Origin of the sequence: Huaxiibacter chinensis, assembly GCF_022171985.1 — a bacterium.
Taxonomy (GTDB): Bacteria; Pseudomonadota; Gammaproteobacteria; order Enterobacterales; family Enterobacteriaceae; genus Enterobacter; species Enterobacter chinensis_A.
In genome coordinates this window covers 81,194-107,791 of sequence record NZ_JAJVHF010000001.1, presented here as the reverse complement: position 1 = coordinate 107,791, position 26,598 = coordinate 81,194, and the positions used below count along the sequence as shown (strand labels likewise).

Here is a 26,598-nt window from a genome sequence, read left to right as displayed (position 1 = left end):
AGGTTTCGGGAGGTGGTCGTGGCAGAGCAACTGGAGTTTTTCCCCATCCAGAGCCCGTGCCGGGGGATTTGTCAGTCTGACGAGCGCGGATTTTGTCGAGGATGCATGCGCAGCCGCGATGAGCGTTTTAACTGGCAAAAAATGAGCGACGTTGAGAAGCAGGAGGTGATTCGCCTGTGTCGGCAGCGTTTATTGCGTAAATTACGCGCGAATAAAGCCCCCGATACCGAAGAACCGCAGCAACCCTCACTGTTTTAGCTGCGTATATGCGTATACTCACAGCAATGACATCACTGAGGAAATTGTTATGGTTCAGCGTATTACCCTTGCACCCCAGGGTCCGGAGTTTTCCCGTTTTGTGATGGGCTACTGGCGTTTAATGGACTGGAACATGTCCCCGCGTCAGCTGGTAAGTTTTATTGAAGAGCATCTCGATTTAGGGGTTACCACGGTCGATCATGCGGATATCTATGGCGGCTATCTTTGTGAGGCGGCCTTTGGCGAGGCGCTGAAGCTGGCACCTGCACTGCGCGATCGTCTGGAAATCGTTACCAAATGCGGCATTGCCACTACCGCCAAACCTGAGCACAGTCTCGGCCATTACATTACCGACGCCGACCATATTATCAAAAGCGCCGAGCAGTCGTTAACCCATCTGGCGACCGATCGTCTTGACCTGTTGCTGATTCACCGTCCGGATCCGCTGATGGATGCCGATGAGGTGGCTGAGGCGTTTCTGAGCCTGCACCAGAGCGGCAAGGTGCGTCATTTTGGCGTCTCGAACTTCACACCTGCGCAATTTGCCCTGCTGCAGTCTCGTTTGCCTTTTACCCTCGTCACTAACCAGGTGGAAATTTCCCCGGTACATCAGCCTCTGCTGCTGGATGGCACGCTCGATCAGCTGCAACAGCTGCGTGTTCGTCCTATGGCATGGTCTTGCCTGGGCGGCGGGCGTCTGTTCAATGACGAGGCGTTCCAGCCGCTGCGCGATGAGCTTGAAACCGTGGCGCGTGAGTTGAATGCAGACAATATCGAGCAAGTCGTTTACGCGTGGATCCTGCGTCTGCCTTCTCAGCCGCTGCCGATTATTGGCTCAGGCAAAATCGAACGCGTTCGTTCGGCGATAGCTGCCGAAGAACTGCAGATGACCCGCCAGCAATGGTTCCGTATCCGTAAGGCGGCGCTGGGCTACGACGTGCCATAAGTGCCTGATGGTGGCTTTCCGGTCAAAACTGCGTCCCTGGTATAGACTTAAGGGGCAAAACTAAACCGAGGAGGCTACATGAAGCATTTTGCGCTGGCAGTTGTCGCAATGGTGGTGTGCGCAGGGGCGCAGGCCGCCAGCCATGAAGTAGAAATGAATCTGGTCACGTCTCAGGGTGTCGGTCAGTCCATCGGAACAGTGAACATTACTGAAACGGACAAGGGACTGACCTTTACCCCCGATCTCAAAGCGCTTCCTCCCGGTGAACATGGTTTTCATGTTCACGCCAAAGGCAGCTGTCAGCCCGCGCTGAAAGACGGCAAAGCGTCTGCAGCCGAAGCCGCTGGTGGGCATCTCGATCCGCATAATTCAGGTAAACATGAAGGTCCTGAGGGAATGGGGCATCTGGGCGATCTGCCCGTGCTGGTCGTCAACAACGATGGCAAAGCGACCGAGCCCGTAACCGCGCCCAGGCTGAAAAAACTGGACGACGTGAAAGGCAAAGCGCTGATGGTTCACGTGGGGGGCGATAATATGTCCGATCAGCCTAAACCGCTGGGCGGCGGCGGGGCGCGTTACGCCTGCGGCGTCATCTGACCAAGGGTGCCCGGCGGCGGCGCTTGCTCTAATTGAGAAAGCGAGCAGTGCAGTCGCCAGATAAGGGAGGCCAGCTCGCGCGCGGCCGGTAACGGGTGGTGCGCGAGCGTGTCACAAATACGCTGAAGTTCTGCCAGCGTCACGGCCAGCGGACGCTGCTGAACCCCGCGTTCACTCATCACATCCCGCAGCAGTGACAGGCAGACATCGCGCACCTGCGAAAGGGGATCGGAACGGGTCTCCCACCCACGCAGCTGCCACACCACATGCGAACAGTTCAGCAGAACCACACCCCAGCGCAAAAGCCAGCGGCGCGACAGTGAATCCTGGCTGTTGTTCAGCTGGCTGACGTGGTGATACACCAGCGACTCATATTCGCTTTCCAGCAGATGCGGCTTGCGGCTGAGTTGATCGACAAATCCCCGACGTAGCTCACGAATATGACGGCGGCTTTTTCGCGCGTCAGAGCCGGGTCGCAGTACGGCGAACGCCAGCCATGCCAGCCCAACGCCCACTATTTTCGCCAGATTATCATTCAGGAAATCGGCGTAATCATAGACCGGAGGATTGGTGACGGCGATAAAGGAACCCATAAAAACAATCAGTTGTCCCCACAGTCCGGCGAGTTTGGGCATTTGCAGTTTGAGCAACTGCATAGTGGTCAACAACGGGAAGAGAAACAGTAAAAACTGCCACAGGTCGCTGATTTGTACCATCAGGCCAAATTTCACCACAAAGCTGAAAAGCGACAAAAGAACCAGCGTGCGCAGCAGCAGCGTAAGGGAGTGATAAGGTGATGCGACAATGGAGTAGAGTACGCAGCTTATCGCCGCCAGCGTCAGTGCCGCCGCGCCAGATTCCCATTGTGTCGTAATGCTCCACGCCCCAACCAGCATCAGCGCGCAAAACGTGCGAAACCCGCTCCACAACGCTTCGAGATTATCGGTGTGTCGCGCCAGCGCCGGGCTGCGCGGAACCTTGAATTCAGTGATGGGGGTGGCGTTTTCTACAACAGCAATCCAGCGACTGCTTCGCAGGTAAAGCCGACAAAAATAGATGAGCCGCTGCCAGAAGGCGCGGTGGCGGTAGTCATACTCGTCCGTCGGGGCAAGCGGGGCAATAATACGCGCCACGGTGTAAAGGTCGGTTTGGGGTTGCGCCAGTGCGGCCAGCAGGGATTCGATTACCGCCCGTGTATGCTCAGGCGGATTGGGCCAGTTGAGCAGCATCCGACGCAGGCTGGAGATGGCGCTGGTCATGCGCAATTGCTGGTGCAGCAGAGCGTTGAGCAGGGCATTCTGGCGGCGAAAACGGTAATGGCTCCAGAATGCCTGAATACGCAGCAGGTTCATGGTCAGAATCTGGCTAATGACTTTTTCATGAGCCAGGCGGATGCCGTCATGCGTCTCGGGCTGCCAGAGCAGGCTCGCATGTTCGAGTAAACGAGCGTGCATGGTTTTTAACGCTGAAATGAGCGTCGTGCCATCGGAGGTGCTGGGCAGAATCATCATCATTACGCCACCGCACAAAATACCGATAATGACTTCACAGACGCGTGCCTGGGCGATATCCCACAGTTCGGTGGTATCAACAACGTTAATCACCGGGAAGGCGATAATCGCTGCCGTATAGCCTGCCAGCTGAAAGGCATACGCCACATTATTGGTAAAGTGGGCGCAGGCCCAGGTGCAGATACCCAGCCAGGTCGCCATACTCAGCAAAAACAGCCAGGGGTCGTTCAGGGTATGCCCGGCGATAATCAACGCCGCCGTGGCGCCCAGCAAACTGCCGGCAATACGACCAAAGCTTTTACTGATCACCCCGCCCACGGTCGGAAAACTGACTACCGCAGCAGAGGTCATCGCCCAGTAGGGTTCATCCAGATTCAGGTAGTAGGCAACGGTAAGAGCGAGACACATGGCAATACCGTTGCGTAAGGCGTAGCGCCACTGCGGGCGGGTGGCTTTCACCCAGGGTAACTGATGCCAGAAAAAAGCCGGCCCATTCATTATCGCTGTCCAATCGACACGGTACAGGTGGTGCCAGACACCAAAGTGATATCCTCAGGAAGCGCGTCGAAGGCGATGCGAACCGGTACCCGCTGCGCCAGACGCACCCAGGGTACGTTGGGTTTGATATCCGGCACCAGCCCAGAATCTGTCTCCACGCTCTGGTCATAAATGGCGCGACCGATGCTGGAAACGTGACCCTGTAACGCCTCATGACCACTGTACAGGGTGATCCGGGCGGGGGCACCTTCACGAATATGGCGGAGTTTCGTCTCCTCAAAATAGCCTACGACATAAAAAGAGCGGCTATCTACCAGAGCAAATAACGGTTGTCCCTGGGTGGCGTAATCCCCGGTGCGGGTAGCCAGATTGGTTATCCATCCCTCTACCGGCGCTGTCACGACGGTTTGCGATAACTGCCACTGCGCCTGTTTTAACGTAGCCTGCGCAACGTCTACGCTTGCCTGCATCGCTTTGACGTTGATATTAGCGGTATCCAGATCTTCTGCAGAAATATAATTTTTTGACAGGTGGCGCCGACGATTCGCTTCATTATTCGCTTTAGCCAGTTCCGACTGTGCTTTCGCCAGCTGCGCCTGAGCGTTCAGCACCGCGATATGGTAAGGCGTCTCATCGATGCGGAATAACACCTCGCCTTGCTTAACATACTGGTTATCTTTTACCCGCAATGTGGTAATGCTCCCGGACACCTGTGGCGTAATGCTGACCTGCTCAGCGCGCACTTTTCCATCGCGCGTCCAGGGGGATTGCATATAGAAGCTCCACAGCCACCACCCGGCGATTAACGCCAGCGCAAGAACAAGTAAAGTAGAAAAATACTTTATGGTTTTCAGCGACATAGTTACCACGCAATCAACAGGCCAAGGCCCAGACAAACGGAAAGCACAAACAGCGAAAGGTCCATTAGCATGGGGTGCCAGATTTCACCGGAGTACATCCAGTCGCGCAGCAGACGGTGCGCGACGAGCCAGATCAAAAAACCAAGTAATACCGCCTTAAACAGCGGAGGAAAGTAGACGGAAGCGCCAAGGATCAAATCCTGAAGGGGGAGGCCAACAGCGCTATTGGTGAACGTCACAAGCAGAAATCCTTTGCAATGGGGATGGGCGTTGCGGCCTGTCTTAACATGACGGAGCCGTCAATATTAAGTGTAAATCAAAGTTTCAACATGGTTGAATGCAGTATTGCATTTGTTTTGGCAATACAAATGCTGCACACTATTCTAAAATCAGTATAATAACTTAGCAAGCTAATTATAAGGAGATGAAATTGGAATCGCCATTAGGTTCTGATCTGGCCAGGTTAGTACGCATCTGGCGTGCTCTGATTGACCATCGCCTGAAACCTCTGGAATTAACGCAGACGCATTGGGTCACACTGCACAACATTCACCAGTTGCCGCCCGACCAGTCGCAGATTCAACTGGCAAAAGCGATAGGCATTGAGCAGCCGTCTCTGGTTCGCACGCTCGATCAGCTGGAGGAGAAGGGTTTGATCTCTCGTCAAACCTGCGCCAGCGATCGCCGTGCAAAACGTATTAAGCTCACCGAGAAAGCTGAGCCTATTATTACTGAGATGGAAACCGTCATCAGCAAGACGCGGGGCGAAATCCTTTCGGGTATCTCTCCTGTTGAGCTGGAACAACTGATTGATTTGATTGCTCGCCTGGAGCAAAACATCAACGAGCTGCAATCCCGCGACTAACCTCTGTAAAGCCTTGCATCTGCAAGGCTTTATTTTTAGCGATAAACGACCACCCGGTTTCGTCCTGTCTCTTTAGCCTGATACATCGCCCGATCCGCCAAGCCCACGCACGCTTCGGCGCTGTCATCGGACGTGGTCGCGGTATAAACACCCATACTGATCGTTATCGGCTCCGGCAACTGGCCATGGCTGCTCTCCTGGTCGAAACCGCTCAGAGTAACCCTGATCCGCTCTGCAACCTCTCGCGCATCGGCGGCACAGGTGTTTTGCAGTAATAACACAAACTCCTCACCACCAATGCGTGCCGCAACGTCTTCGGGTCGTACGGAGTCCATCAGCAGCTGTGCCACAAACTGCAATACCTTATCCCCCTGCAGATGACCATAAGTGTCATTGATGCGTTTGAATCGATCTAAATCGCTGACAATCACCGAGACGGGTTTGCTTACGCTCGCCGTTTTCAGGGCGTGCGTTAAGGTGTCGTAAAAATAGCTGCGGTTATAAAGCCGGGTCAGGGCGTCACGTATAGAGTTCTGATAAGACTGTTGGTATCTGGCGTTCGATAAGCGGTAAAGGCGAAACACGTCACACAGCAGGACAAAAATCATCATTAACGTAGCCAGCGTTTCAAAGAGGCGTGATGTGTACCAGGTATATCCTTCCGTGTGTCCAGCAGATAACAAGATGACCAGTGCCGCAATATAACTGATACACAAAAAATTACCGCTCATCCAGAAAAGATTACGCAAGCGGGTGACAGACATTAATACCGCCAGGGTCACACACCACAAGGCAATTAAAACTATATTGTAGGTCTTCTGCCATAAAATCATAAATTGCTTATTTTCGTTATCCACCAGATCCATGGATAAAAAGGGCGAATGGCTTGAGTAAAGCCAGGCGGTAATTAACATCCCGACGGTAAACAAAAAGATTAAAAAGATAACCAACTGCTGGAAATGGGGCCGTACGTTCTCTCGGCGCAATCTGAACAGGAAGGCAGATAACAAGAATAACGTCGCCATCATCAGATGACGAAACAGGAAGAAGATCATCGCGTCATTATAATTGACGCTGGCAAAATGATACAGGTCCAGCCAGCCGGGGAAGCTCGCCAGCGTACCCACCATCATGATGGCGGATCCCACAAAAGCAAATGCAATGGGAACAAGGTAGAGACGGGTTCGGTCACACCAGTACTTCATGATCATGAAACATGACATGAACAAGTGAAACACCAGCAGAAAAATGGTCAGCGTCGGAAATAACAGGGGCGAAAAGGAGGGGATGATTTTTTCGAGGTGCAACATTGCGCATTGCAACGAGCCAATAATGAAAACACACCCCAGCAAAAAAGGGATATAAAGTGTGATGACACGGTTGCGCATAGTTTTCATAAATTAATCTTGTCATTGATAAGAGGAAGCGGCCCGGAGCCAATAATCAGGACAGTTTAATTGATTTGGATAAATGAGACTTTGCGCAAGGACAATATAACAGAAGGGTGAATTATATGTTCTGTAAATATAATTATATTAATATATTTATATAATGAATATATAAAGATAAACGATGTGGTCCAAGGGCCACATCGTTTATTCACGTTAGCGTGGAGAGACGGTGACCTGGCTGCCGTTGCTTGCCAGAACAACACGCTGGCCTGCTGAGAAACGGGTATTACCCTGTTTCTGCACAACCATAATGGTATTACCGTCGTCTTTGCGAATCTCCAGCTCGACACCCTGCGTTTTGTTCATCGATCCCTGAACACCCTGACCCGCTACGCCGCCAGCCACAGCACCTGCTGCTGTTGCCAGTGAACGCCCTGTGCCGCCGCCAACGGTGTTACCCAGGAAACCGCCCAGAACAGCACCGCCGATTGCACCGATCACGTTGTTGTCGTCGCCACCCTGAATCTGGACAGGACGTACATTCACAACCGTACCGTAGGTGACGTTCTGAACTTGTTTAGCTTCGCCTGCGGTATAAACGTCTCCTGAAAGGGAGTCGTTGTTCACACAGCCCGCCAGCGTCAGTCCAATCATCGATACGCCCAGTACACGTAAAATCATTTGAATCTCCTGTTCACCAAAACGCTCAATCTGAGCATCCGTCATGGCTAAATTATATGGCATAGAGCGCCATAGATCATATCTTTGCACTACCAATCAGAAAATTGTACTTGAATTTAGCTTAACAACACATAAACGAAGCGGGCTACTCTGACGTAAGGATGATTGTTAAAAAGTATTATCCCGTCATAGCAAAGCGGGGCGGTTTATGGTGGAGTGGTATTCATTACCTCTCGCAAATAAGGAAAGCGCATGAAATCGGGTCGTTACATTGGCGTTATGTCAGGTACCAGTCTTGATGGGGTAGATGTTGTATTGGCTACCATTGACGAAAACATGGTGGCACAACAGGCGAGCCTCACCTGGCCTATCCCTGTTGTGCTCAAGCAAGCCGTTCTGGACATCTGTCAGGGCCAGCAACTGACACTTTCACAGCTTGGACGACTGGATGTGCAGCTTGGTGCGTTATTTGCCGATGCGGTTCAGGCGCTGATGGATCAAGAGAAACTGCGCCCGCAGGATGTGGTCGCGATTGGTTGTCACGGACAAACGGTCTGGCATGAGCCTACCGGCGCGGCACCGCACACGCTGCAAATAGGCGATAACAACCAGATTGTAGCGAAAACCGGTGTTGCCGTGGTGGGGGATTTCCGTCGTCGTGATATGGCGCTTGGCGGTCAGGGTGCGCCGCTTGTACCGGCCTTCCATCAGGCGTTGCTGGCGCATCCGCACGAACGGCGTATGGTGCTCAACATCGGCGGCATCGCTAACCTTTCCATGCTGATTCCGGATCAACCTGTGCGGGGCTATGACACGGGTCCGGGCAATATGCTCATGGATGCGTGGATCTGGCGTCAGTGCGGTAAACCGTACGATAAAGACGCGCAGTGGGCCTGCGAAGGAAAAGTGATCATACCGCTTCTGCAATCCATGCTGAGCGATCCCTGGTTCGCCTTGCCTGCACCGAAAAGCACCGGAAGAGAGTATTTCAACTACAGCTGGCTTGAGCGTCAGCTCGCAGCGTTCCCGGGGCTGGCGCCGCAGGACGTACAGGCCACCCTGGTTGAACTGACGGCAACGTCCATTGCTGAACAGGTGCTTTTGAGCGGGGGCTGTGAACGTCTGCTGGTCTGTGGCGGAGGGAGCCGGAATCCACTCTTAATGGCGCGTCTGGCGGGGCTATTGCCGGGAACGGAAGTTACGACAACGGATGAAGCGGGGATCAGCGGTGATGATATGGAAGCGCTGGCCTTTGCCTGGCTTGCCTGGCGCACCGTTGCCGGTTTACCAGGCAATCTTCCTTCCGTCACCGGTGCCCGTGAAGCGAGCGTGTTAGGGGCCATTTTTCCAGCCAATCCACGGAATAATCAGAGTTAACTGAATTGCAGGGCTTTCCGTTGACGTTACTATCTGACGAACCAGAGGAGGGTGTTTTCGCCCTCCAGGACCAGGAAAGTCTTCGGAACAGGCCCATGAAAAAAATTCTTCTCGCTATTATCCCCCTCGTACTGTCAGGTTGTAGTTACTACAACCAGTTTGTCGAACGTATGCATACCGACACGCTGGACTATCGCTGCGATGAAAAACCGCTGACGGTGAAGCTCAATAATCCGCGTCAGGAAGCCAGTTTTGTCTTCGATAATAAACTGTTGACCCTGAAAGAGGGCATGTCAGCCTCCGGCGCACGTTATACCGACGGTATTTATGTCTTCTGGTCAAAAGGCGACAGTGCAACGGTGTACAAGCGCGACAACGTGGTACTGAGCAACTGCACACTGCAGAATCCAAAGCGTTGAGATTTTCTGAGGGGCGGCGCACAATAGCGCCACCCACTCCTCATCTCAGCTAACGTCATGTCAGATAACGATGAATTGCAGCAAATAGCGCATCTACGCCGTGAATACACCAAAGGCGGCCTGCGCCGTCAGGATCTTCCCGCTGAACCCCTCGTGCTTTTTGAACGCTGGCTGAAACAGGCGTGCGAAGCGAAGCTCGCCGACCCCACGGCGATGGTCGTTGCGACCGTGGATGAAAACGGTCAGCCTTACCAGCGTATCGTCTTGCTTAAGCACTATGATGAGAAAGGTCTGGTGTTTTATACCAATCTGGGCAGCCGCAAAGCCCACCATCTGGACAATAATCCCCGTATTAGCCTGCTCTTCCCGTGGCATATGCTGGAGCGCCAGGTGATGGTAACGGGCAAAGCCGAACGGCTTTCCACCCTGGAAGTGGTCAAATATTTCCACAGTCGCCCCCGCGATAGCCAGATTGGCGCCTGGGTGTCAAAACAGTCGAGCCGTATCTCCGCCCGCGGCGTGCTGGAGAGCAAATTCCTCGAACTGAAACAAAAATTCCAGCAGGGCGAAGTCCCTTTACCCAGCTTCTGGGGCGGTTTCCGTATCCCCATCGACCAGATGGAGTTCTGGCAGGGCGGCGAACATCGTCTCCATGACCGCTTTTTATACCAGCGCGACAATGGCGCATGGAAAATTGACCGACTGGCCCCCTAATCCCCGAAATTTGTTGTGTTAAGCGCTAGCGCACGCCGCGCTTGCGCTTTATTCTATGTACCTTTCGCGTTAGGCGAAAAGTCGTGTACCGACAGAGGTGCAGTCGTTTATACATGGAGAATTTGATGGCAAGCAGTAACTTGATTAAACAATTGCAAGAGCGGGGCCTCGTGGCTCAGGTGACGGACGAAGAAGCGTTAGCAGAGCGACTGGCGCAAGGCCCGATCGCGCTCTATTGCGGCTTCGATCCCACCGCCGATAGCTTGCATTTGGGGCATCTTGTTCCCTTGTTATGCCTGAAACGCTTCCAGGAGATGGGCCACAAACCTGTTGCTCTGGTGGGTGGTGCGACCGGTCTGATTGGTGACCCAAGCTTTAAAGCCGCCGAGCGTAAACTGAATACGGAAGATACCGTGCAGGAGTGGGTAGACAAAATTCGCAAGCAGGTCGCACCGTTCCTCGACTTTGACTGCGGCGACAACTCGGCCATTGCTGCTAACAACTACGACTGGTTTGGCAGCATGAACGTGCTGACCTTCCTCCGTGATATCGGCAAGCACTTCTCCGTGAATCAGATGATCAACAAAGAAGCGGTTAAACAGCGTCTGAACCGTGACGATCAGGGCATCTCTTTTACCGAGTTCTCCTACAACCTGTTGCAGGGGTATGATTTTGCCTGCCTGAATAAACTGCACGGCGTTGCGCTGCAAATTGGCGGATCCGACCAGTGGGGTAACATTACCTCGGGTATCGATTTGACCCGTCGTCTGCACCAGAATCAGGTATTTGGCCTGACCGTTCCGCTGATCACCAAAGCGGATGGCACCAAGTTCGGTAAAACCGAAGGTGGCGCGGTATGGCTCGATCCTAAGAAAACCAGCCCGTACAAATTCTACCAGTTCTGGATTAACACCGCCGATGCGGACGTTTACCGCTTCCTGAAATTCTTCACCTTTATGGACATTGCCGACATCAACGCTCTGGAAGAAGAAGACAAGAACAGCGGCAAAGCGCCACGTGCGCAGTATGTGCTGGCCGATCAGGTCACCAAACTGGTTCACGGTGAAGCCGGCCTGGCTGCGGCGAAACGCATTACGGCAAGCCTGTTCAACGGCACCTTAAGCGATTTGAGCGAAGAGGACTTCGAACAGCTGGCGCAGGATGGCGTCCCTATGGTTGAGATGGATAAGGGCGCTGATTTGATGCAGGCGCTGGTGGATTCCGAACTTCAACCGTCTCGCGGTCAGGCGCGCAAAACCATCGCGTCTAATGCTATTACCATTAACGGCGAGAAGCAGGCCGATCCGGAATACACCTTCGTTGAAAGCGATCGTCTGTATGGCCGTTATACGCTGCTGCGTCGCGGTAAAAAGAACTACTGTCTGGTTTGCTGGAAGTAATTAATAGTCAGTAGGGGCGTGGGAAACCACGCCCCTTTATTTTCAGGGTTGTGGTAAGAAAAATGAATAACATCCTCGCCATTCAGTCCCACGTTGTTTTTGGGCATGCGGGTAACAGTGCTGCAGAATTCCCCATGCGTCGCCTCGGTGCCAATGTCTGGCCTTTGAATACCGTCCAGTTTTCAAATCATACGCAGTACGGCAAATGGACCGGATGCGTTATGCCTCCCTCTCACCTGACCGAAATTGTGCAAGGCATTGCCGATATCGATCAGCTGAAACGCTGTGATGCGGTCCTGAGCGGCTATCTCGGCTCGGCAGAGCAGGGCGAACATATCCTTGGCATCGTGCGTCAGGTTAAGGCGGCCAACCCGGCGGCAAAATATTTCTGCGACCCGGTTATGGGCCACCCTGAGAAAGGCTGCATCGTTGCGCCAGGCGTAGCGGAGTTTCACGTGCGCCACGCGCTGCCCGCCAGCGACATTATCGCGCCTAATTTGATCGAGCTGGAAATTCTCTGCGAGCATCCGGTCAATAGCGTCGAAGACGCGGTTGCGGCGTGTCGGGAACTGATTGCCCAGGGGCCGGAAATCGTGCTGGTGAAGCATCTTGCGCGGGCGGGGCTCAGCCAGGATCGCTTCGAGATGTTGCTGGTCACGAAGGATGAGGCGTGGCATATCAGCCGGCCGTTGGTGGATTTTGGCGCGCGTCAGCCGGTTGGCGTGGGCGATGTAACCAGCGGATTACTGTTGGTTAAATTGCTGCAAGGTGCTTCACTGCGTGACGCGCTTGAGCATGTGACCGCGGCGGTATACGAAATTATGATTGCGACAAAAAATATGCAGGAATATGAGTTGCAGGTCGTCGCGGCACAGGATCGTATTGCGAAACCAGAGCACTATTTCAGCGCAACCCAGCTTTAAAAAGCGCCGGAGGGCGCAACGTATACCCGGTCTGTAAACCGGGCCATCGCTGCGTCAGCCGGCACTATTAAACGACTCTTTAGTTAAGCCCTTCCGCTTTCAGCGCCGCGGCAACGGCCGGGCGTTCTTCAACACGTGCCATATATGCCGCGATATGATCTAACCCGTCCATATTCAGTTTCACCGCACGCGCCCAGCGCAGAACCGTAAACAGATACGCATCGGCTATCGTGAAGCGTGGGCCACAAATCCACTGATCGTCTTTCAATGACTCATCAATATACTGCAGCTTTTTCTCCAGCATCGTACGCACGGTGGGTTTGTACTCTTCTGGCGTATCCGGGCGGAACAGCGGCGTAAAACCTTTATGCAGTTCGGTTGCAATGTAGTTGAGCCATTCCAGCGTCTTATAACGCGCAATGCTGCCGGCAGGTGCCAGTAGCTGACGATCGGGGACGGTGTCAGCCAGATATTGCATAATGGCGACGCCTTCGGTAAGCAGCGTAGCGTCATCCAGCAAGAGAGCGGGAACCTGTCCCTTCGGGTTAATTGCGAGGAAGTCATCGCCGTTTTCAAGGCGCTTTTTCATCAGGTCGACGCCATCGAGCGTAAAATCTTTACCGCTCTCGCGCAGTGTGATGTGTGAAGCAAGCGAACAGGCACCCGGTTTGTAGAACAGTTTCATCGGTAACTCCTTTGTGCTGAGGTTCTTACATGTTAGTGCGGCGCAGGATAAAAAAAAAGCCGCTAACGCACAGTTAGCAGCTTCTCTTTATTCGTTTCCCGAGAACAATCAGGCCGTCGCGGTATCCGTTGATTTGGCCGGCTGTTCGTCGTCAACCGTCATACGGTTCAGTTTCGGTGCAGTCAGCATCATCAGCACGGCAATGACGCCCGTAGCGATACCAATCTGCATGAACACACGACCGTAAACTTCCAGGGAGACCAGCGGATCGGTCACGTTCTCAGGCACCGCCATCAGATTGGCGATTTTACCTGCAATCAGTGCCGCGCCAGCCGTGGTCAGGAACCAGCTACCCATAATGAAGCCCATCAGGCGCTGTGGAACCAGCTGCGCCACCATTGCCAGACCCAGACCGGAGATCATCAGTTCACCGATGGACTGCAGGGCGTAGCTCAGAATCAGCCAGCTAACGGAAACGATGCCTGCGTCTGTTGCAAACCTGGTGCCCAGCGGCAGCACGAGGAAGGCGCCAGAACACAGCATCATGCCGATTGCAAACTTGTGCGGCATAGGCATGCGGTCGCCCATTTTGTTATAAATAGCGGCCAGAATCGGGCTACCAATCATGATCCAGAACGGGTTCAGCGCCTGATACTGCTCCGGCTCGAAGGCGATACCCAGAATAGAGTGCTCAACGTTACGGATCGCGAAGAAGTTCAGTGACGTCGGCATCTGGCTGTACAGCACGAAGAAGACAATCGCTTCCAGCATCAGAATAAAGGCAACAATCATCTTACGACGAGCAGCGCCTTTCATGGCGAAGGCTTCTTTTGCAAAGATGCACACGATACCCAGGGCAACCAGACCCAGAACCGCACGTGCTACGCCCTGGTTATGCAGCAGCCAGGTGGCAATCGCAACCAGCACCACAACGCCTGCGATAGTCGCCATCAGCTTGCCCATATGGACAGGTTCGAAGTCTGGCTTAGAACCGTACTGTTTCACCCAGCGCTTGCAGAACGCAAAGTTCACAACGGTAATCAGCATACCCACTACGGACAGCGAGAATGCAACGCTCCAGCCATACTTCGCCGCCAGCCATGGCGTTGCCAGCATAGAGAAGAAGGATCCGATGTTCACCGACATGTAGTACATGGTGAAAGCGCCGTCCAGACGCGGGTCATCTTTTGCGTAGCAGGTTGAGAGCAGGGAAGACGGGTTAGCTTTAAACAAGCCGTTACCCACGGCAATGGCTGCCATACCCATATAGACCATAGCGGCATCGTGACCGGACCATGCGACCAGCGCATAACCAATCGCCAGCACGATAGCACCCAGCATGATAACGCGTTTGGTGCCCAATACTTTATCGCCCAGCCAGCCGCCGACAGCAACCAGACCGTAAACCAGGGCACTAAAAGAAGAGAACAGTGTGATGGAATCCGCTTCAGACATACCCAGTTGTTTAACCAGGTAGACGGCCATAATCCCTTGCAGGCCGTAGTAACCAAAGCGTTCCCATAACTCGATAGAGAAGATGAGATAAAACGCTCTTGGTTGTTTGAAAGCGTTCAGGCTGACGCTTTCTTCTGTTGGTTTATTGTTTGCAGTAGACACATATACCTCTTTTTTTACATCCCATATTAACGGGGGTGTTCACAGCGTTAGACCGTAGTCCATTCGCCTTATAGTTATATTGGGAGGGGAAACGGCAGGTAATGTTCACTATCCTGCCTGTTCTGACAAGTCATTTGTAATACTCTGTTACATATAACTTACGTGGTATAATCCTCGGATCATACAAATGTTATTTAGCGTTAAATCTTTCCGCTTCGATATTAGTAGTTTTTTTCACTGCTTACCCCCGGCTGGCGATCCCTTATGGCGATATGTTCTGCTGTCTTGCCTGAATAGCAGTCATATAGCCCATATTCTGAAAAATGTCTGGTTTAATCTGTTGTGTAAGTGCGGCGGGATACAGCCTGTCCAAGGGCTTAGGTTGATTTTGGCAACAAAATTTCAACAACAGGTTATCAGAGTGATCCCGATCACATATGTATAGAAATTTTCGCTGACAAAAAAACAATTAACCTGTTTGATTGTTAATTGACCGCATATTCCACAGGTGTCTGAAGGAATAAGGCGAATAAAGAAGGGGAAAATGACAGGCTTACCGTAAACCTGTCAGAGGCGCGGGGAATGCCGAGCGTATCGAAGACAAAAAGCGAGGGATCAGGCGTACACTTTCTCTTTGTACTCACATAAATCTTCGATAATGCAGGAGCCGCAGCGAGGTTTACGCGCTATACAGGTGTAACGACCGTGAAGGATGAACCAGTGGTGGCAATCAACTTTGAACTCTGCCGGAACCACCTTCAGCAGTTTTTCTTCCACCTGCTCGACGTTTTTGCCCGGGGCAAACTGCGTGCGGTTACAGACACGGAAGATATGGGTATCAACGGCGATGGTCGGCCAGCCAAAAGCCGTATTGAGCACCACGTTCGCGGTTTTACGTCCGACGCCGGGTAAGGCCTCCAGCGCTGCCCTGTCTTCCGGCACCTCACCGCCATGCTGCTCCAGCAGCATACGGCAGGTTTTGATGACGTTTTCAGCTTTGCTGTTAAACAAGCCGATCGTCTTAATATAGGATTTCACCCCCTCGACGCCCAGCGCGAGCAGGGCGGCTGGGGTGTTCGCCACGGGATAGAGCTTCGCCGTCGCTTTATTGACGCTGACGTCGGTGGCTTGCGCTGAAAGCAGCACCGCAATCAGCAGTTCGAAAGGCGAGGAGAAATTCAGCTCCGTGGTCGGGTGTGGGTCATTCTCCCGCAAGCGGGAGAGGATGGTGATGCGTTTCTCTTTGTTCATGAAGCCTTCTCGGGGATCCCTTCCTGCGGGCTACGCTCCGCTGCCCGGCGCTGGCGCTTTTCATCAATGACATATTTCACCGCCAGCATCATGCCAAGGCCGATAAACGCGCCGGGCGGCAGCATGGCCAGCAGGAACGGCGTGTCGGTATGGAAGACCTCAATGCGCAGAGACTTCGCCCAGCCGCCCAGTAACGCGTCGGCGCCGTCAAACAGGGTTCCGTTGCCCAGTATTTCACGCATTGAGCCCAGCACGAACATGGCCCCGGTAGCGCCCATGCCGATGGCAAAGCCGTCGAGGGCGGAGATCAGCGGGTCATTTTTTACCGCAAAGGCTTCTGCACGACCAACAACAATACAGTTGGTGACGATCAGCGGAATAAAGATCCCCAGTGACTGATACAGGCCAAACGCATAGGCGTTAATCAGCATCTGTACCACGCTCACCACCGAGGCGATGATCATGACGTAAATAGGAATACGGATTTCAGACGGTGTCCAGCGGCGCAGCGCGGAAATGGACAGGTTTGTCAGCGTCAGGACCAGCGTTGTCGCCAGCCCCAGGCCCAGGGCATTGGTGGCGGTCGAGGTCACCGCCAGCAGCGGACACATGCCCAGCAGCTGTACCAGCGCGGAGTTGTTTTTCCAGAGGCCCTGGACAATAACGTCTTTAACCTGACTCATGTTTAGTCCTCGCAGGCGGGAAGGGTATCGAGTTGTGCCGGCAGGGTCTCGGCGTAGAGACCCGCGCGTTTCACGGCATTTACGACGGCACGCGGCGTGATGGTCGCGCCAGTAAACTGGTCAAACTCTCCGCCATCTTTTTTAACGGCGAAGGCGGTATCATCCTCGCCATGTATGATTTTACCGGCAAAGTTTAAAATCCACCTGCTTAAGCGCAGCTCGATTTTATCTCCCAGACCCGGTGTTTCATGATGCTGGGTGACTCGCGTGCCCAATATCTTTCCGGAGAAATCACTGCCGACCAACAGCTGAATCGCGCCGGAATAACCATCCGGCGCGGTGGTTTCCATCACGGCCCCGACGGCGGTGTCGCCCTTACGTGCAATAAAGACCCGATGCGGCCCTTTACCAAGCTGCGGCGCCTGAACGATGAAACAGCTGTTTTGCAGATTATTATCATACACGTCGGACGGCATCACCTGATCGAATAACGCTTTTTGCTGTTTAGCGGCCTGTTCATCAATGGTGGATTTGGTCAGTTCATTAACCAGCGCGGTCAGCCCGGTCAGGGCTGCGGCGAAAATTGCCAGCGTCACGCCGTGTTTTTGCATGGTTTTTAGCATGGCGATCTCCTAGCGGTGACCATACACGCGAGGGCGCGTGTAATAATCGATTAACGGTACGGTGATATTGGCCAGCAGCACGGCAAACGCAACGCCATCCGGATAGCCGCCAAAGCTGCGGATCAACCACACCAGCAGGCCTGCCAGCGCGCCGAAAATCAGCCGACCACGGTTAGTGGTGGAGGCGGTCACCGGATCGGTCAAAATAAAGAACGCGCCGATCATCGTCGCACCGGAGAATAACTGCATGACGGGGCTCGGGAGCGGCTCGGAAGAGAATGCCCAGCCCAGCGTAGAGCAGACGGTCAGCGTAACAAGAAAACTGACCGGGATGTGCCAGCGAATGGATTTATTCCATAACAGGAAAAGCCCCCCCGCAAGCCAGGCAAGGTTCACCCACTCCCAGCCTTCACCTGCCAGCACACCGCGGAAAATAGGGTATTGCATGACCTGTTCAACGCTGTGTCCGGCATGAAGGGACGTTTTAAAGGTGTCAAGCGGGGTAGCCTGACTCACGCCGTCGATACCCATGCGCAGGGTGGTCATATCCCCGCCGGAGACGGTATGTCCGGTAAAGATCATCTGCAGCGTATCCATAAAACCGGGCACGTTTACTGCAATCTCATGCGGAGGAAGCCAGCTGGTCATCTGCACCGGGAAGGAGATCAGCAGAACCACATAGCCAATCATGGCCGGGTTAAACGGGTTATGTCCCAGGCCCCCATAAAGCTGCTTGGCAATAATGACCGCAAAGAACGTCCCCAACACCACCATCCACCAGGGGGCGAAAGAGGGAATACTGACCGCAAGAAGCAGGCCGGTAAGGAGCGCCGAGTTGTCAGCCAGAATCCGTGATACGGCCATTTTGCGAAGCTTCAGGATCAACGCTTCGGCAGTCAGGGCGCTTATGCAACCCAGGAGGAGCTGAACGAGGGTTCCCCAGCCAAAAAACCAGCTCTGGACGGCAATGCCCGGCACGGCGGCCAGACACACCAGCATCATGATACGCGATGTCTGGCGCTGGTTATGGGTATAGGGAGAGCTTGCGATTCTGAAAACCATTTAATCCTCGTTGACTGCCTGCTGTGCGGCTTTCTTAGCCTGAACACGCGCAATCGCGGCGGCGACTGCGGTTTTTCGTGGGTCATCATTAGCCGCCGGTTCAGCTTCCTGTTGCGCGGCCTGACGTGCTTTCGCGCGGGCAATGGCGGCTTCAACCGCCGCTTTGCGCGGGTCAACCGGTGCAGCCTCTTGAGGCGCGTCGTCTGGCTGAGCGGCTTTACGTGCTTTGGCGCGGGCAATGGCGGCTTCAACCGCTGCTTTGCGCGGGTCAACCGGTGCAGCCTCTTGAAGCGCGTCGTCTGACTTAGCGGCTTTACGTGCTTTGGCGCGGGCAATGGCGGCTTCAACCGCTGCTTTGCGCGGGTCAACCGGTGCAGCCTCTTGAGGCGCGTCGTCTGGCTGAGCGGCTTTGCGCGCTTTGGCGCGAGCAATGGCGGCTTCAACCGCCGCTTTGCGCGGGTCAACCGGTGCAGCCTCTTGAGGCGCGTCGTCTGGCTGGGCGGCTTTGCGCGCTTTGGCGCGGGCAATAGCAGCTTCAACCGCCGCTTTGCGCGGGTCAACCGGTGCAGCCTCTTGAGGCGCGTCGTCTGGCTGGGCGGCTTTACGTGCTTTGGCGCGGGCAATAGCAGCTTCAACCGCTGCTTTGCGCGGATCCGCTGGCGTTGCAGCGTGTTCGCTTTGCGCCTTTTCAGCCTGGCGAACGCGAGCCTGCGCTTTGCGCGCTTCCCGGGCGGCAATGGCGTCGCGGTTATCCGGTTTCTCGCCTGCCGGGATCACAATAGTTTGCGCGGCAGTCGCGTTTTTCTCACGGACGCGCGCCAGCGCAGCGTTGATCGCATCCTTGTCTTGTTCACCAGGCTGAACGGCGGCCTGTTTATGGCGTGCCTGGCGGGCCGCTTTTTCGCGCTCCAGACGCGCCTGACGTGCTTCGAAACGCGCTTTTGCTTCAGCGGCACGTTTATCTTCCAGAGAAATGGCCCAAATTTCGGCTTTCTCCTGACGGAAGTACTGCACCAGCGGAATATTGCTTGGGCAGACCCAGGCACAGGCGCCACACTCAATGCAGTCGGCTAAGTTATGGGCCTGCGCTTTATCGTGTAATTGACCTTTGCTGTACCAGTAAAGCTGCTGCGGCAGCAGGTCGGCAGGGCAGGCATCGGCACAGGCGCTGCAGCGGATGCAGCCTTTTTCTTCCTGCTCTTCGCCCATTTCACTGGCCGACGGGGCCAGCAGGCAGTTCGTGATTTTGACGACAGGCACGTCCAGCCATGGCAGGGTAAAGCCCATCAGAGGGCCACCCATGATCACCATCTGTTCGCTGCCGGGGCAGAAGCCTGCATGATCAAGCAGGTGGCGCACGGGGGTGCCGAGACGCGCCCAGACGTTTCCAGGCAGGGAGACGGCTTCGCCGGTCAGCGTGACCACGCGCTCTGTGAGGGGTTCACCATCGATGACGGCTCGCTTCACCGCGTAGGCTGTGCCCACGTTTTGCATCAACACACCGATATCGGAAGAGCGGCCACCGTGAGGAACCTGTTTACCGGTCAAAATTTGTGTGAGCTGTTTAGCCCCGCCCGACGGGTATTTGGTCGGTATGACGCGCAGGCTGATATCATGACTGCCTGCAAGCACCGCACGCAGCATAGAAATGGCCTGAGGTTTATTATCCTCAATGCCAATGAGCACTTCACGCGGCTGTAAAATATGCGCCAGGATGCGAATACCTTCAACAACTTGCGCGGCGCAATCCTGCATCAGCCGATCGTCGGCGGTGATGTAAGGTTCACATTCGGCGGCGTTAATGATCAGGGTCTGAATGTTATCGCCACCGCCACGCAGCTTCACGCCGGTAGGGAAACCCGCGCCGCCTAAACCGGCCACGCCAAACTGATGAATTCGCTCAATCAGCGCTTCGCGTGTGTGTGATCGATAATCACTCCAGCCGTCGCGTTCGATCCAGCGATCTTCGCCGTCAGGTTCAATAATGACGCTGAGTTCGGCCAACGCAGAAGGGTGGGCAACGGTGTGCGGTGTGATACTTACGACGGTCCCCGAGGTGGGCGCATGAACCGGCAGCATACGTCCGCGACCAAAGGTTAACGGCTGACCGCGCAGGACGGTATCACCGGGCTTAACGCGCAGTTCACCTTCAGCACCGATATGCTGTTTCAATGGCATCACAAAACGGGTAGCCAGCGGGATTTGACGCAATGGCGTACCGCTGGACTGGGTTTTCATCTCAGGGGGATGGATGCCACCGTCGAAGTCCCAAATCTTCTCTTTTCTGAATGCAGAAAATAACTTAAACATGATGTTCCACAGGAATAACGCGAACCGGAATGGTGTGAAGATCCCATTTCCAGCTTTCGATAGTCGTTTCGACCGGACGCAGCTCAATACACTGGGTCGGGCAGGGGGCGACACACAGATTGCAGCCTGTGCACAAATCCGCCATGACGGTGTGCATGGCTCGGGTTGCGCCCACGATGGCATCAACCGGACATGCCTGAATGCATTTGGTGCAGCCTATGCAGTTTGGCTCGTCAATCACGGCAAGCATGCGCGCGGGTTCTGGGGCATTGTCATCGCCATCGGCAGGCTGTGGATCGACATTCAACAGCGTGGCAATTTTTAGCATGACGGCTTCACCGCCTGGCGCGCAGCGGTTTATCTTTTCACCCTGCAGACCGACGGCCTCAGCGTAAGGGCGGCAGCCAGGGTATCCGCACTGTCCACACTGACTTTGCGGCAAGAGTTCATCAATTTTTTCTACAACCGGATCGTCTTCGACCGCAAAGCGGCGCGAGGCGTAACCCAGAATGATGCCAAACACCAACCCCAACACGCTGAGGGCAGCGATAGCAATCCAAATCGCATTCATTACAACTTCACCAAACCACTAAAGCCCATAAAGGCCAGAGACATCAGCCCTGCGGTGACCAGCGCGATCGCGTTTCCGCGAAACGGGGCAGGGATATCGGCAGCGGCCATGCGTTCGCGAATAGAGGCAAACAACACCATGACCAGCGAGAAGCCGACCGCAGCGGAAAACCCGTATAACGCGGACTGCAGAAAGTTATGCCCAAGGTTGATATTGAGCAACGCGACGCCCAGCACCGCGCAGTTGGTGGTAATCAGCGGTAAAAAGATCCCCAGCAGACGATAGAGTGCCGGGCTGGTTTTACGTACCACCATTTCGGTAAACTGCACCACGACGGCGATCACCAGGATAAAGGCCAGCGTGCGCAGATAGATAAGCCCCAGCGGGATCAGAATCCAGGTATCAATCCACCAGGCGCAAATGGAAGCGAGCGTCATGACGAACGTGGTCGCCAGGCCCATGCCCATTGCGGTTTCCAGCTTTTTGGACACGCCCATAAACGGACACAGGCCAAGGAACTTCACCAGCACGAAGTTGTTAACCAGTACGGTTCCGACAAAAAGCAGTAAGTAATCAGTCATTATTAAGCATTAAGCCTGAAATAAAAAAGCCATCTATTATCGGATAAACCAGGTCACGCGACAACAGGATAACTGTAAGGTTATTACGGGTTCACAAAGGTCTTTTTCACGCGTTCAGACCGTCTGAAATAGGGGGCAAACAGCGCCGCCGCAAGCAGCGGAAAAAGAAGCTGGCGCACGGCAAGGGCGTCGGAAACGGGAGAAAAAGCAAAGGCTTTCAACGCTAACAGCACGGATATCAAAAGCCAGATAATAAAGTGTTTTGGCACGCGGCGGCGGCGTTTAAAGAACGCGATGGTCAGCCATAGCGTGTAGTACCACATGGCAATCGCGAAACCAAATGAAACAAACCATACCGCAATGTCCATTGTCGTCTGCGAGGTCAGGTTCTTCAGCGCATAGGGCGTCACCAGAGCGGTACAATAAAGCAGTAAGGCCAGTGAGGCACTTAACAATGCAACCAGTAACCAGGCAAGCGGGGCAAGTAACCAGCCTCCGATTTTCTCTCCAGGCAATGCGGTCATGTTGTCTCCCGTAAGTCAACGCGAAAGGTTATCCGGCAAAATTTGCCGGGGCGTGAGTATATAACATTTCGCGAGGATGGCTACTTTCTTATAGGACGTAGCGCCAGACTGACTTCGGGACTTCGCCAATGTTGAATAAACGGCCACCCGAGACCAGTTCAGCCCGGCGATGATCGGCCGCCCTGTACATATTGATGATGTCCTGATTATCGGTCAGCGTGTAGTTCAAATGGTCGAACAACTTTTCCAGACTCTCAAGCGAACTGATTTTACGAAATTTTAATAAATAATCCTGTACCGTCATTTTTTATTAGCTTCCATATAAAGAGTACGTACCCGTAGGGTAATTCTTGCGAATAATAAACGGATAGATAAAGACGCACACGGCGCACGTAAGCCATACGATAAATTTAAGATTTTTCTATAATAATTTCAGGCGTCGGACGACGCCCGGGGAAGAAGGTTAACCCTCATGACGCAGACTGGCAATAAGCAACTGACAGGATATGTCATTCGCCTGTTGAGCGTCACTTTGCCTGAGTGGCCACGACGGGCTCCGGAGGCTGATAGTTATCAATATGGCTGGCAACGCCGAGCAGCACGACCGAAACACCCAGGACAATCCATCCCGCTAATTCAATAATTCGATTGATAATTGACGTCATGATTCTTGTGTGTGATTTATCCATAAATACAGGTTGAGAATGTTACAGCGTGACATGGATCACAGCAAGTCTCTGAGTAAGGAATCTCTTTTTTAATTCAGCAGGTTATATAATTGTAACGAAAATGTTTAGTGACTCATGCTGTTTTTAATAAAGGGCCGTGAAACGTCGAGCGCGGTGCACGATAATTTAGCCAGTGAATGCGCGTAAACCGATCGGAGGCAAGGGTATGAATGAGACAATCCGCGTGGCAATTATCGGCTACGGCTACGCCAGCAAAACCTTTCATGCTCCGTTAATTGCGGGCACGCCGGGGCTTGAGCTGTGTGCGGTGTCGAGCAGTGACGCGTCAAAGGTCCATCAGGACTGGCCGACCGTGAACGTGGTGTCAGAACCTAAGCACCTCTTTAACGATCCTAATATCGATTTAATTGTTATTCCCACCCCCAACGATACGCACTTTCCGCTGGCAAAAGCGGCGCTGGAAGCGGGTAAGCACGTGGTGGTCGATAAACCTTTTACCGTGACGTTGTCACAAGCACGTGAGCTGGATGGGCTGGCGAAAAGTCTGGGACGACTGTTATCCGTCTTTCATAACCGGCGCTGGGACAGCGATTTCCTCACGCTGAAGGCGCTGATTGCCGAGGGGGCACTGGGCGAAGTGGCCTATTTTGAATCACACTTCGATCGCTTTCGTCCCCATGTGAAGCAGCGCTGGCGCGAACAGCCCGGTCCGGGGAGCGGTATCTGGTACGATTTAGCCCCGCATCTCCTGGATCAGGCTGTCAATCTGTTTGGGTTACCGGTAAGCATGACGGTGGATCTGGCGCAGCTGCGGCCTGGCGCGCAGGCAACGGACTATTTCCACGCGATACTGAGCTATCCTCAGCGCCGCGTTGTGCTTCACGGCACTCTGCTGGCGGCAGCCGAATCCGCGCGCTATATCGTGCACGGGTCGCGGGGGAGCTATGTGAAGTACGGTCTGGACCCTCAGGAGGATCGCCTGAAGAGTGGCGAGCGCCTGCCGCAGGAAGACTGGGGCTATGATATGCGTGACGGAATTTTGACCCGCGTCGACGGGGACGATCTTATGGAGGAGAGCTGGCTGACCCTGCCCGGCAACTATCCTGCCTATTATGCTGCGATTCGCGACGCTCTCAATGGGGCAGGTGACAACCCGGTGCCGGCAAGCCAGGCGATTCAAATAATGGAACTGATTGAACTGGGGATGGAATCCGCCAGACACCGTGCCACGCTCTGCCTCGCCTGAAAAAAAGCCGGCAATCTTGCCGGCCAGATACTTTACTGTTTTGCCACTTTATCGCGCAGCGCCTGCTTCTCTTCCGGGGATAAGAAGGCGATGTCCAGACCATTAATCTGCGCCTGACGAATCTGTTCACGGCTTAAGCCCGCCTGCGGCGCGGCAATAGTGTACTCGTGAATAATATCCACGCCCTGCACAGCAGGATCGTCCGTGTTCAGCGTGGCCAGTACGCCGTGTTCGAGGAACGTTTTTAATGGATGATGGGCCAGCGATGCCACGGTGCTGGTCTGGATATTGGAGGTCAGGCAGGACTCAATACCAATACGCTGTTCGGCCAGGAAGTCCATCAACGCGCGATCTTCAACCGCTTTCACGCCGTGACCAATGCGTTCCGCGCCCAGTTCACGGATCGCCTGCCAGATGCTCTCGGGGCCAGCGGCTTCTCCCGCGTGCACGGTAATGTGCCAGCCCGCGTCACGTGCACGGTTAAAATGCGAGAGGAAAAGGCTGCCCGGGAAGCCCAGTTCGTCGCCCGCAAGATCGATGGCGGTGATATGGTCACGGTGCGCCAGCAGTGCCTCAAGCTCCTGCAAACAGGCCGCTTCCCCGAAGGTGCGACTCATGATGCCGATCAGTCGTGCCTGCACGTCAAAGGCTTTACAGCCTTCCCGCACCCCTTCGATAACGGCTTCGACCACGCCCGCCACCGGCAGGCTGTGGGTCATCGCCATATAGCCGGGGGAAAAGCGCAGCTCAACGTAATGCAGGCCGTTACGGGCGGCATCCTCAATATTCTCAAACGCCACGCGACGGCAGGCGTCCAGGGAGGCCAGTACTTTGACGCCCCAGTCCAGTTTGCTCAAAAAGCTCACCAGATCCGGTTCATTGGCGGTGACCTGAACGTGGGGAATAAGGGATTCAAGGGACTGAGCGGGCAGGGCTAAATTGAACTGGCGGCCAAGATCGAGAATAGTTTGGGCACGAATGTTGCCATCAAGGTGACGGTGGATATCGGTTAAAGGCAGGCGTGTATCAATCATGGTCGCACTCTTTTTCTGGTTAAAGTGCGGCTTATTATAAGAACAAAACGGGGTAAAAAGCTATTTGCGCAACGGAATATTCCATTGCGCAAAGGGTTAAAGCAGGGTGTTTATCCCCGCGATAAGCCTGTGAACGCCTTGCTCCAGCTTACTTCTTGGGCAACCCGCATTCAGTCGGATAAAACCACGCCCCTCTTCACCGTAGGTATATCCCGGCATGATGGCGACTTTTTGCTGCTCAATCAGCACCGTTTGCAGAGCACGATCGTCTATGCCTAAAGGCCGCAGATCGATCCATGCCAGATAGGTCGCCTCTGGCGGCTGCCAGTTCAGTTTCGGAAAAGCACGGTTCAGTTCTTCAGCAATATAGTTCAGGTTGCTGGCGAGACAGGCACGCAGGGCGTCCAGCCAGGGGGCACCCTGCTGGTAAGCCGCGATATGCGCCGTCAGAGCAAGCACGGACGGGGAAGAGAGCCCGTCGCGGTTTTTCAGGGCGGTCAGGTAGGCCGCGCGCGTTTCATCATCGCCAATCAGGCCATATGCGCCGGTCAACGCCGGGATGTTAAAACTCTTGGAGCCTGATGTCAGTAACGCCCATTTTCCGCGGGCCACCTCATTCCACGGGGTGTGCTGGTGGTTATTCCAGGTCATGTCCATATGGATTTCGTCGCTGATGACCGCGACATGATGCCTGGCGCATAACGCGGAAAGGGTGGTTAGCTCATCACGTGTCCAGACTTTGCCTGTGGGGTTCTGTGGGCTACAGAGCAGCAGCACCGTATTTTCAGGTTTTGCCAGTTCAGCTTCAAGTTTACGCCAGTCGCCCTGCCAGCCAGCGGCCTCTTTGATCATCGGCACGGGAACAAGTCGGCGCTGATTGCCTTCAACCGCTTTATAAAAAGCGTCGTAGGCCGGCGTGTGGACGACAATGCCCTCCCCCGGCTTTGACCAGAGTCGAATCAACTCTGAAACCATATAGATCACGGAAGGGCCATAAACGAGAGTTGCCGTATCTATTTCGCTGGCAAAACGCTGACGGAACCAGTGCGCAACGGCGGCGAGAAACTCGTCATTTTTCCAGCGACTGTAGCCAAACACGCCGTGCTGAATGCGCGCATGCAGCGCATCGGTGATACAGGGCGCGGTGGCGAAATCCATATCGGAGATGGTGAAGGGAAGCAGATCGTCTGCGCCAAAACGGTCGGCGACGTAATCCCACTGGGTGCACCAGGTGCCGTGACGATCCACAACCTGTGAAAAATCGAACATCTTTATCGTCCTT

The 26,598-nt window shown here is 54.2% G+C and carries 29 protein-coding genes; 10 read left to right on the top strand and 19 right to left on the bottom strand.

What is annotated here, in order from left to right; genetic code table 11:
* The first annotated feature begins 18 nt into the window (after positions 1-18).
* The 3 genes from LZP96_RS00540 to sodC all read left to right on the top strand — a co-directional run bounded on the left by LZP96_RS00540 (position 19) and on the right by sodC (position 1,801).
* The gene (locus tag LZP96_RS00540; protein WP_064328110.1) at positions 19-258 is read left to right on the top strand and encodes a DUF1289 domain-containing protein; all 240 of its coding nucleotides are present in this window, start codon (positions 19-21) and stop codon (positions 256-258) included.
* A gap of 49 nt (positions 259-307) precedes the next feature.
* Entirely contained in the window at positions 308-1,204 is an 897-nt protein-coding gene (locus LZP96_RS00535; protein ID WP_064325887.1) for an aldo/keto reductase, read from the top strand.
* Positions 1,205-1,282: 78 nt separating this feature from the next.
* Positions 1,283-1,801 (top strand): superoxide dismutase [Cu-Zn] SodC, encoded by a 519-nt coding sequence (gene sodC / locus LZP96_RS00530; RefSeq protein WP_064325888.1) that lies wholly within the window; start codon positions 1,283-1,285, stop codon positions 1,799-1,801.
* Here sodC and LZP96_RS00525 read toward each other — a convergent pair.
* Genes LZP96_RS00525 through LZP96_RS00515 form a run of 3 tightly spaced genes read right to left on the bottom strand, consistent with a single transcriptional unit; the run spans position 1,780 to position 4,909 of the window.
* On the bottom strand, positions 1,780-3,810 hold the full coding sequence (locus tag LZP96_RS00525; protein WP_064325889.1) for an FUSC family protein: 2,031 nt from the start codon (positions 3,808-3,810) through the stop codon (positions 1,780-1,782). The two genes, sodC and LZP96_RS00525, sit on opposite strands and share 22 nt — an antisense overlap.
* Entirely contained in the window at positions 3,810-4,670 is an 861-nt protein-coding gene (locus tag LZP96_RS00520) for an efflux RND transporter periplasmic adaptor subunit (RefSeq protein ID WP_064325890.1), read from the bottom strand. Before LZP96_RS00520 ends, LZP96_RS00525 begins: the two co-directional genes overlap by 1 nt.
* Before the next feature lie 2 nt (positions 4,671-4,672).
* Positions 4,673-4,909, bottom strand: coding sequence for a DUF1656 domain-containing protein (locus LZP96_RS00515; RefSeq protein ID WP_064325891.1), 237 nt, complete (start codon positions 4,907-4,909; stop codon positions 4,673-4,675).
* 185 nt (positions 4,910-5,094) lie between these two features.
* Between LZP96_RS00515 and slyA the strand changes: the two genes are divergently transcribed.
* The gene (slyA, locus tag LZP96_RS00510) at positions 5,095-5,535 is read left to right on the top strand and encodes a transcriptional regulator SlyA (protein ID WP_064325892.1); all 441 of its coding nucleotides are present in this window, start codon (positions 5,095-5,097) and stop codon (positions 5,533-5,535) included.
* A gap of 35 nt (positions 5,536-5,570) precedes the next feature.
* Here the strand turns inward: slyA and LZP96_RS00505 are convergent, their stop codons facing one another.
* Positions 5,571-6,932 carry a sensor domain-containing diguanylate cyclase gene (locus LZP96_RS00505; protein ID WP_258925633.1) on the bottom strand — a complete coding sequence of 454 codons (1,362 nt, stop codon included), beginning with the start codon at positions 6,930-6,932 and terminating at the stop codon, positions 5,571-5,573.
* 207 nt (positions 6,933-7,139) lie between these two features.
* A complete protein-coding gene (gene slyB / locus LZP96_RS00500; protein WP_064328111.1) occupies positions 7,140-7,607 on the bottom strand; it encodes an outer membrane lipoprotein SlyB in 468 nt (155 codons plus the stop codon).
* A 252-nt stretch (positions 7,608-7,859) separates the two neighbouring features.
* On the opposite strand from slyB, the gene anmK reads away from it, so the two are divergent.
* From anmK to pdxY, 5 genes are all read left to right on the top strand, one after another.
* Entirely contained in the window at positions 7,860-8,984 is a 1,125-nt protein-coding gene (anmK, locus tag LZP96_RS00495) for an anhydro-N-acetylmuramic acid kinase (RefSeq protein ID WP_258925632.1), read from the top strand.
* A 95-nt stretch (positions 8,985-9,079) separates the two neighbouring features.
* On the top strand, positions 9,080-9,403 hold the full coding sequence (mliC, locus tag LZP96_RS00490) for a C-type lysozyme inhibitor (protein ID WP_258925631.1): 324 nt from the start codon (positions 9,080-9,082) through the stop codon (positions 9,401-9,403).
* Positions 9,404-9,460: 57 nt separating this feature from the next.
* A complete protein-coding gene (gene pdxH / locus LZP96_RS00485; protein ID WP_064325896.1) occupies positions 9,461-10,117 on the top strand; it encodes a pyridoxamine 5'-phosphate oxidase in 657 nt (218 codons plus the stop codon).
* A 125-nt stretch (positions 10,118-10,242) separates the two neighbouring features.
* Entirely contained in the window at positions 10,243-11,517 is a 1,275-nt protein-coding gene (gene tyrS, locus LZP96_RS00480; RefSeq protein WP_258925630.1) for a tyrosine--tRNA ligase, read from the top strand.
* A gap of 62 nt (positions 11,518-11,579) precedes the next feature.
* A complete protein-coding gene (gene pdxY, locus LZP96_RS00475) occupies positions 11,580-12,440 on the top strand; it encodes a pyridoxal kinase PdxY (RefSeq protein WP_064325898.1) in 861 nt (286 codons plus the stop codon).
* A 79-nt stretch (positions 12,441-12,519) separates the two neighbouring features.
* Here pdxY and gstA read toward each other — a convergent pair whose 3' ends face one another.
* The 12 genes from gstA to blr all read right to left on the bottom strand — a co-directional run bounded on the left by gstA (position 12,520) and on the right by blr (position 23,000).
* Entirely contained in the window at positions 12,520-13,125 is a 606-nt protein-coding gene (gstA, locus tag LZP96_RS00470) for a glutathione transferase GstA (protein WP_064325899.1), read from the bottom strand.
* 108 nt (positions 13,126-13,233) lie between these two features.
* On the bottom strand, positions 13,234-14,742 hold the full coding sequence (dtpA, locus tag LZP96_RS00465; RefSeq protein ID WP_258925629.1) for a dipeptide/tripeptide permease DtpA: 1,509 nt from the start codon (positions 14,740-14,742) through the stop codon (positions 13,234-13,236).
* A gap of 615 nt (positions 14,743-15,357) precedes the next feature.
* Entirely contained in the window at positions 15,358-15,993 is a 636-nt protein-coding gene (gene nth / locus LZP96_RS00460) for an endonuclease III (RefSeq protein WP_258925628.1), read from the bottom strand.
* On the bottom strand, positions 15,990-16,676 hold the full coding sequence (locus LZP96_RS00455; protein WP_258925627.1) for an electron transport complex subunit E: 687 nt from the start codon (positions 16,674-16,676) through the stop codon (positions 15,990-15,992). The genes nth and LZP96_RS00455 overlap by 4 nt, the downstream gene beginning before the upstream one ends.
* 2 nt (positions 16,677-16,678) lie before the next feature.
* Positions 16,679-17,299, bottom strand: coding sequence for an electron transport complex subunit RsxG (rsxG, locus tag LZP96_RS00450; RefSeq protein WP_064325903.1), 621 nt, complete (start codon positions 17,297-17,299; stop codon positions 16,679-16,681).
* Between the two features lie 9 nt (positions 17,300-17,308).
* Positions 17,309-18,361: an electron transport complex subunit RsxD gene (gene rsxD, locus LZP96_RS00445; RefSeq protein WP_258925626.1), complete on the bottom strand. Its 1,053-nt coding sequence runs from the start codon at positions 18,359-18,361 to the stop codon at positions 17,309-17,311.
* Entirely contained in the window at positions 18,362-20,671 is a 2,310-nt protein-coding gene (gene rsxC, locus LZP96_RS00440; protein ID WP_258925625.1) for an electron transport complex subunit RsxC, read from the bottom strand.
* Positions 20,664-21,242 (bottom strand): electron transport complex subunit RsxB, encoded by a 579-nt coding sequence (gene rsxB, locus LZP96_RS00435; RefSeq protein WP_258925624.1) that lies wholly within the window; start codon positions 21,240-21,242, stop codon positions 20,664-20,666. The genes rsxC and rsxB overlap by 8 nt, the downstream gene beginning before the upstream one ends.
* Positions 21,242-21,823, bottom strand: coding sequence for an electron transport complex subunit RsxA (gene rsxA / locus LZP96_RS00430; protein ID WP_064325907.1), 582 nt, complete (start codon positions 21,821-21,823; stop codon positions 21,242-21,244). The genes rsxB and rsxA overlap by 1 nt, the downstream gene beginning before the upstream one ends.
* A gap of 83 nt (positions 21,824-21,906) precedes the next feature.
* Positions 21,907-22,347 (bottom strand): DUF2569 domain-containing protein, encoded by a 441-nt coding sequence (locus tag LZP96_RS00425; RefSeq protein ID WP_258925623.1) that lies wholly within the window; start codon positions 22,345-22,347, stop codon positions 21,907-21,909.
* Positions 22,348-22,435: 88 nt separating this feature from the next.
* On the bottom strand, positions 22,436-22,651 hold the full coding sequence (gene ydgT / locus LZP96_RS00420) for a transcription modulator YdgT (RefSeq protein WP_064325909.1): 216 nt from the start codon (positions 22,649-22,651) through the stop codon (positions 22,436-22,438).
* A 223-nt stretch (positions 22,652-22,874) separates the two neighbouring features.
* The gene (gene blr / locus LZP96_RS00415) at positions 22,875-23,000 is read right to left on the bottom strand and encodes a division septum protein Blr (RefSeq protein WP_198324768.1); all 126 of its coding nucleotides are present in this window, start codon (positions 22,998-23,000) and stop codon (positions 22,875-22,877) included.
* A gap of 241 nt (positions 23,001-23,241) precedes the next feature.
* Between blr and LZP96_RS00410 the strand changes: the two genes are divergently transcribed.
* Positions 23,242-24,282 (top strand): oxidoreductase, encoded by a 1,041-nt coding sequence (locus LZP96_RS00410; RefSeq protein WP_258925622.1) that lies wholly within the window; start codon positions 23,242-23,244, stop codon positions 24,280-24,282.
* A 32-nt stretch (positions 24,283-24,314) separates the two neighbouring features.
* Here the strand turns inward: LZP96_RS00410 and add are convergent, their stop codons facing one another.
* Together add and LZP96_RS00400 are read right to left on the bottom strand one after the other, a co-directional pair.
* The gene (add, locus tag LZP96_RS00405; protein ID WP_064325912.1) at positions 24,315-25,316 is read right to left on the bottom strand and encodes an adenosine deaminase; all 1,002 of its coding nucleotides are present in this window, start codon (positions 25,314-25,316) and stop codon (positions 24,315-24,317) included.
* A gap of 96 nt (positions 25,317-25,412) precedes the next feature.
* Positions 25,413-26,585 carry a MalY/PatB family protein gene (locus tag LZP96_RS00400; RefSeq protein WP_258925621.1) on the bottom strand — a complete coding sequence of 391 codons (1,173 nt, stop codon included), beginning with the start codon at positions 26,583-26,585 and terminating at the stop codon, positions 25,413-25,415.
* Positions 26,586-26,598: the final 13 nt, after the last annotated feature.

Coding starts and splice junctions, on each gene's coding strand:
- LZP96_RS00535 (WP_064325887.1), top strand. CDS start 308: ATGGTTCAGCGTATTACCCTTGCACCCCAGGGTCCGGAGTTTTCCCGT.
- sodC (WP_064325888.1), top strand. CDS start 1,283: ATGAAGCATTTTGCGCTGGCAGTTGTCGCAATGGTGGTGTGCGCAGGG.
- LZP96_RS00525 (WP_064325889.1), bottom strand. CDS start 3,810: ATGAATGGGCCGGCTTTTTTCTGGCATCAGTTACCCTGGGTGAAAGCC.
- LZP96_RS00520 (WP_064325890.1), bottom strand. CDS start 4,670: ATGTCGCTGAAAACCATAAAGTATTTTTCTACTTTACTTGTTCTTGCG.
- slyA (WP_064325892.1), top strand. CDS start 5,095: ATGAAATTGGAATCGCCATTAGGTTCTGATCTGGCCAGGTTAGTACGC.
- LZP96_RS00505 (WP_258925633.1), bottom strand. CDS start 6,932: ATGAAAACTATGCGCAACCGTGTCATCACACTTTATATCCCTTTTTTG.
- slyB (WP_064328111.1), bottom strand. CDS start 7,607: ATGATTTTACGTGTACTGGGCGTATCGATGATTGGACTGACGCTGGCG.
- anmK (WP_258925632.1), top strand. CDS start 7,860: ATGAAATCGGGTCGTTACATTGGCGTTATGTCAGGTACCAGTCTTGAT.
- mliC (WP_258925631.1), top strand. CDS start 9,080: ATGAAAAAAATTCTTCTCGCTATTATCCCCCTCGTACTGTCAGGTTGT.
- pdxH (WP_064325896.1), top strand. CDS start 9,461: ATGTCAGATAACGATGAATTGCAGCAAATAGCGCATCTACGCCGTGAA.
- tyrS (WP_258925630.1), top strand. CDS start 10,243: ATGGCAAGCAGTAACTTGATTAAACAATTGCAAGAGCGGGGCCTCGTG.
- pdxY (WP_064325898.1), top strand. CDS start 11,580: ATGAATAACATCCTCGCCATTCAGTCCCACGTTGTTTTTGGGCATGCG.
- gstA (WP_064325899.1), bottom strand. CDS start 13,125: ATGAAACTGTTCTACAAACCGGGTGCCTGTTCGCTTGCTTCACACATC.
- nth (WP_258925628.1), bottom strand. CDS start 15,993: ATGAACAAAGAGAAACGCATCACCATCCTCTCCCGCTTGCGGGAGAAT.
- LZP96_RS00455 (WP_258925627.1), bottom strand. CDS start 16,676: ATGAGTCAGGTTAAAGACGTTATTGTCCAGGGCCTCTGGAAAAACAAC.
- rsxG (WP_064325903.1), bottom strand. CDS start 17,299: ATGCTAAAAACCATGCAAAAACACGGCGTGACGCTGGCAATTTTCGCC.
- rsxD (WP_258925626.1), bottom strand. CDS start 18,361: ATGGTTTTCAGAATCGCAAGCTCTCCCTATACCCATAACCAGCGCCAG.
- rsxC (WP_258925625.1), bottom strand. CDS start 20,671: ATGTTTAAGTTATTTTCTGCATTCAGAAAAGAGAAGATTTGGGACTTC.
- rsxB (WP_258925624.1), bottom strand. CDS start 21,242: ATGAATGCGATTTGGATTGCTATCGCTGCCCTCAGCGTGTTGGGGTTG.
- rsxA (WP_064325907.1), bottom strand. CDS start 21,823: ATGACTGATTACTTACTGCTTTTTGTCGGAACCGTACTGGTTAACAAC.
- LZP96_RS00425 (WP_258925623.1), bottom strand. CDS start 22,347: ATGACCGCATTGCCTGGAGAGAAAATCGGAGGCTGGTTACTTGCCCCG.
- ydgT (WP_064325909.1), bottom strand. CDS start 22,651: ATGACGGTACAGGATTATTTATTAAAATTTCGTAAAATCAGTTCGCTT.
- LZP96_RS00410 (WP_258925622.1), top strand. CDS start 23,242: ATGAATGAGACAATCCGCGTGGCAATTATCGGCTACGGCTACGCCAGC.
- add (WP_064325912.1), bottom strand. CDS start 25,316: ATGATTGATACACGCCTGCCTTTAACCGATATCCACCGTCACCTTGAT.
- LZP96_RS00400 (WP_258925621.1), bottom strand. CDS start 26,585: ATGTTCGATTTTTCACAGGTTGTGGATCGTCACGGCACCTGGTGCACC.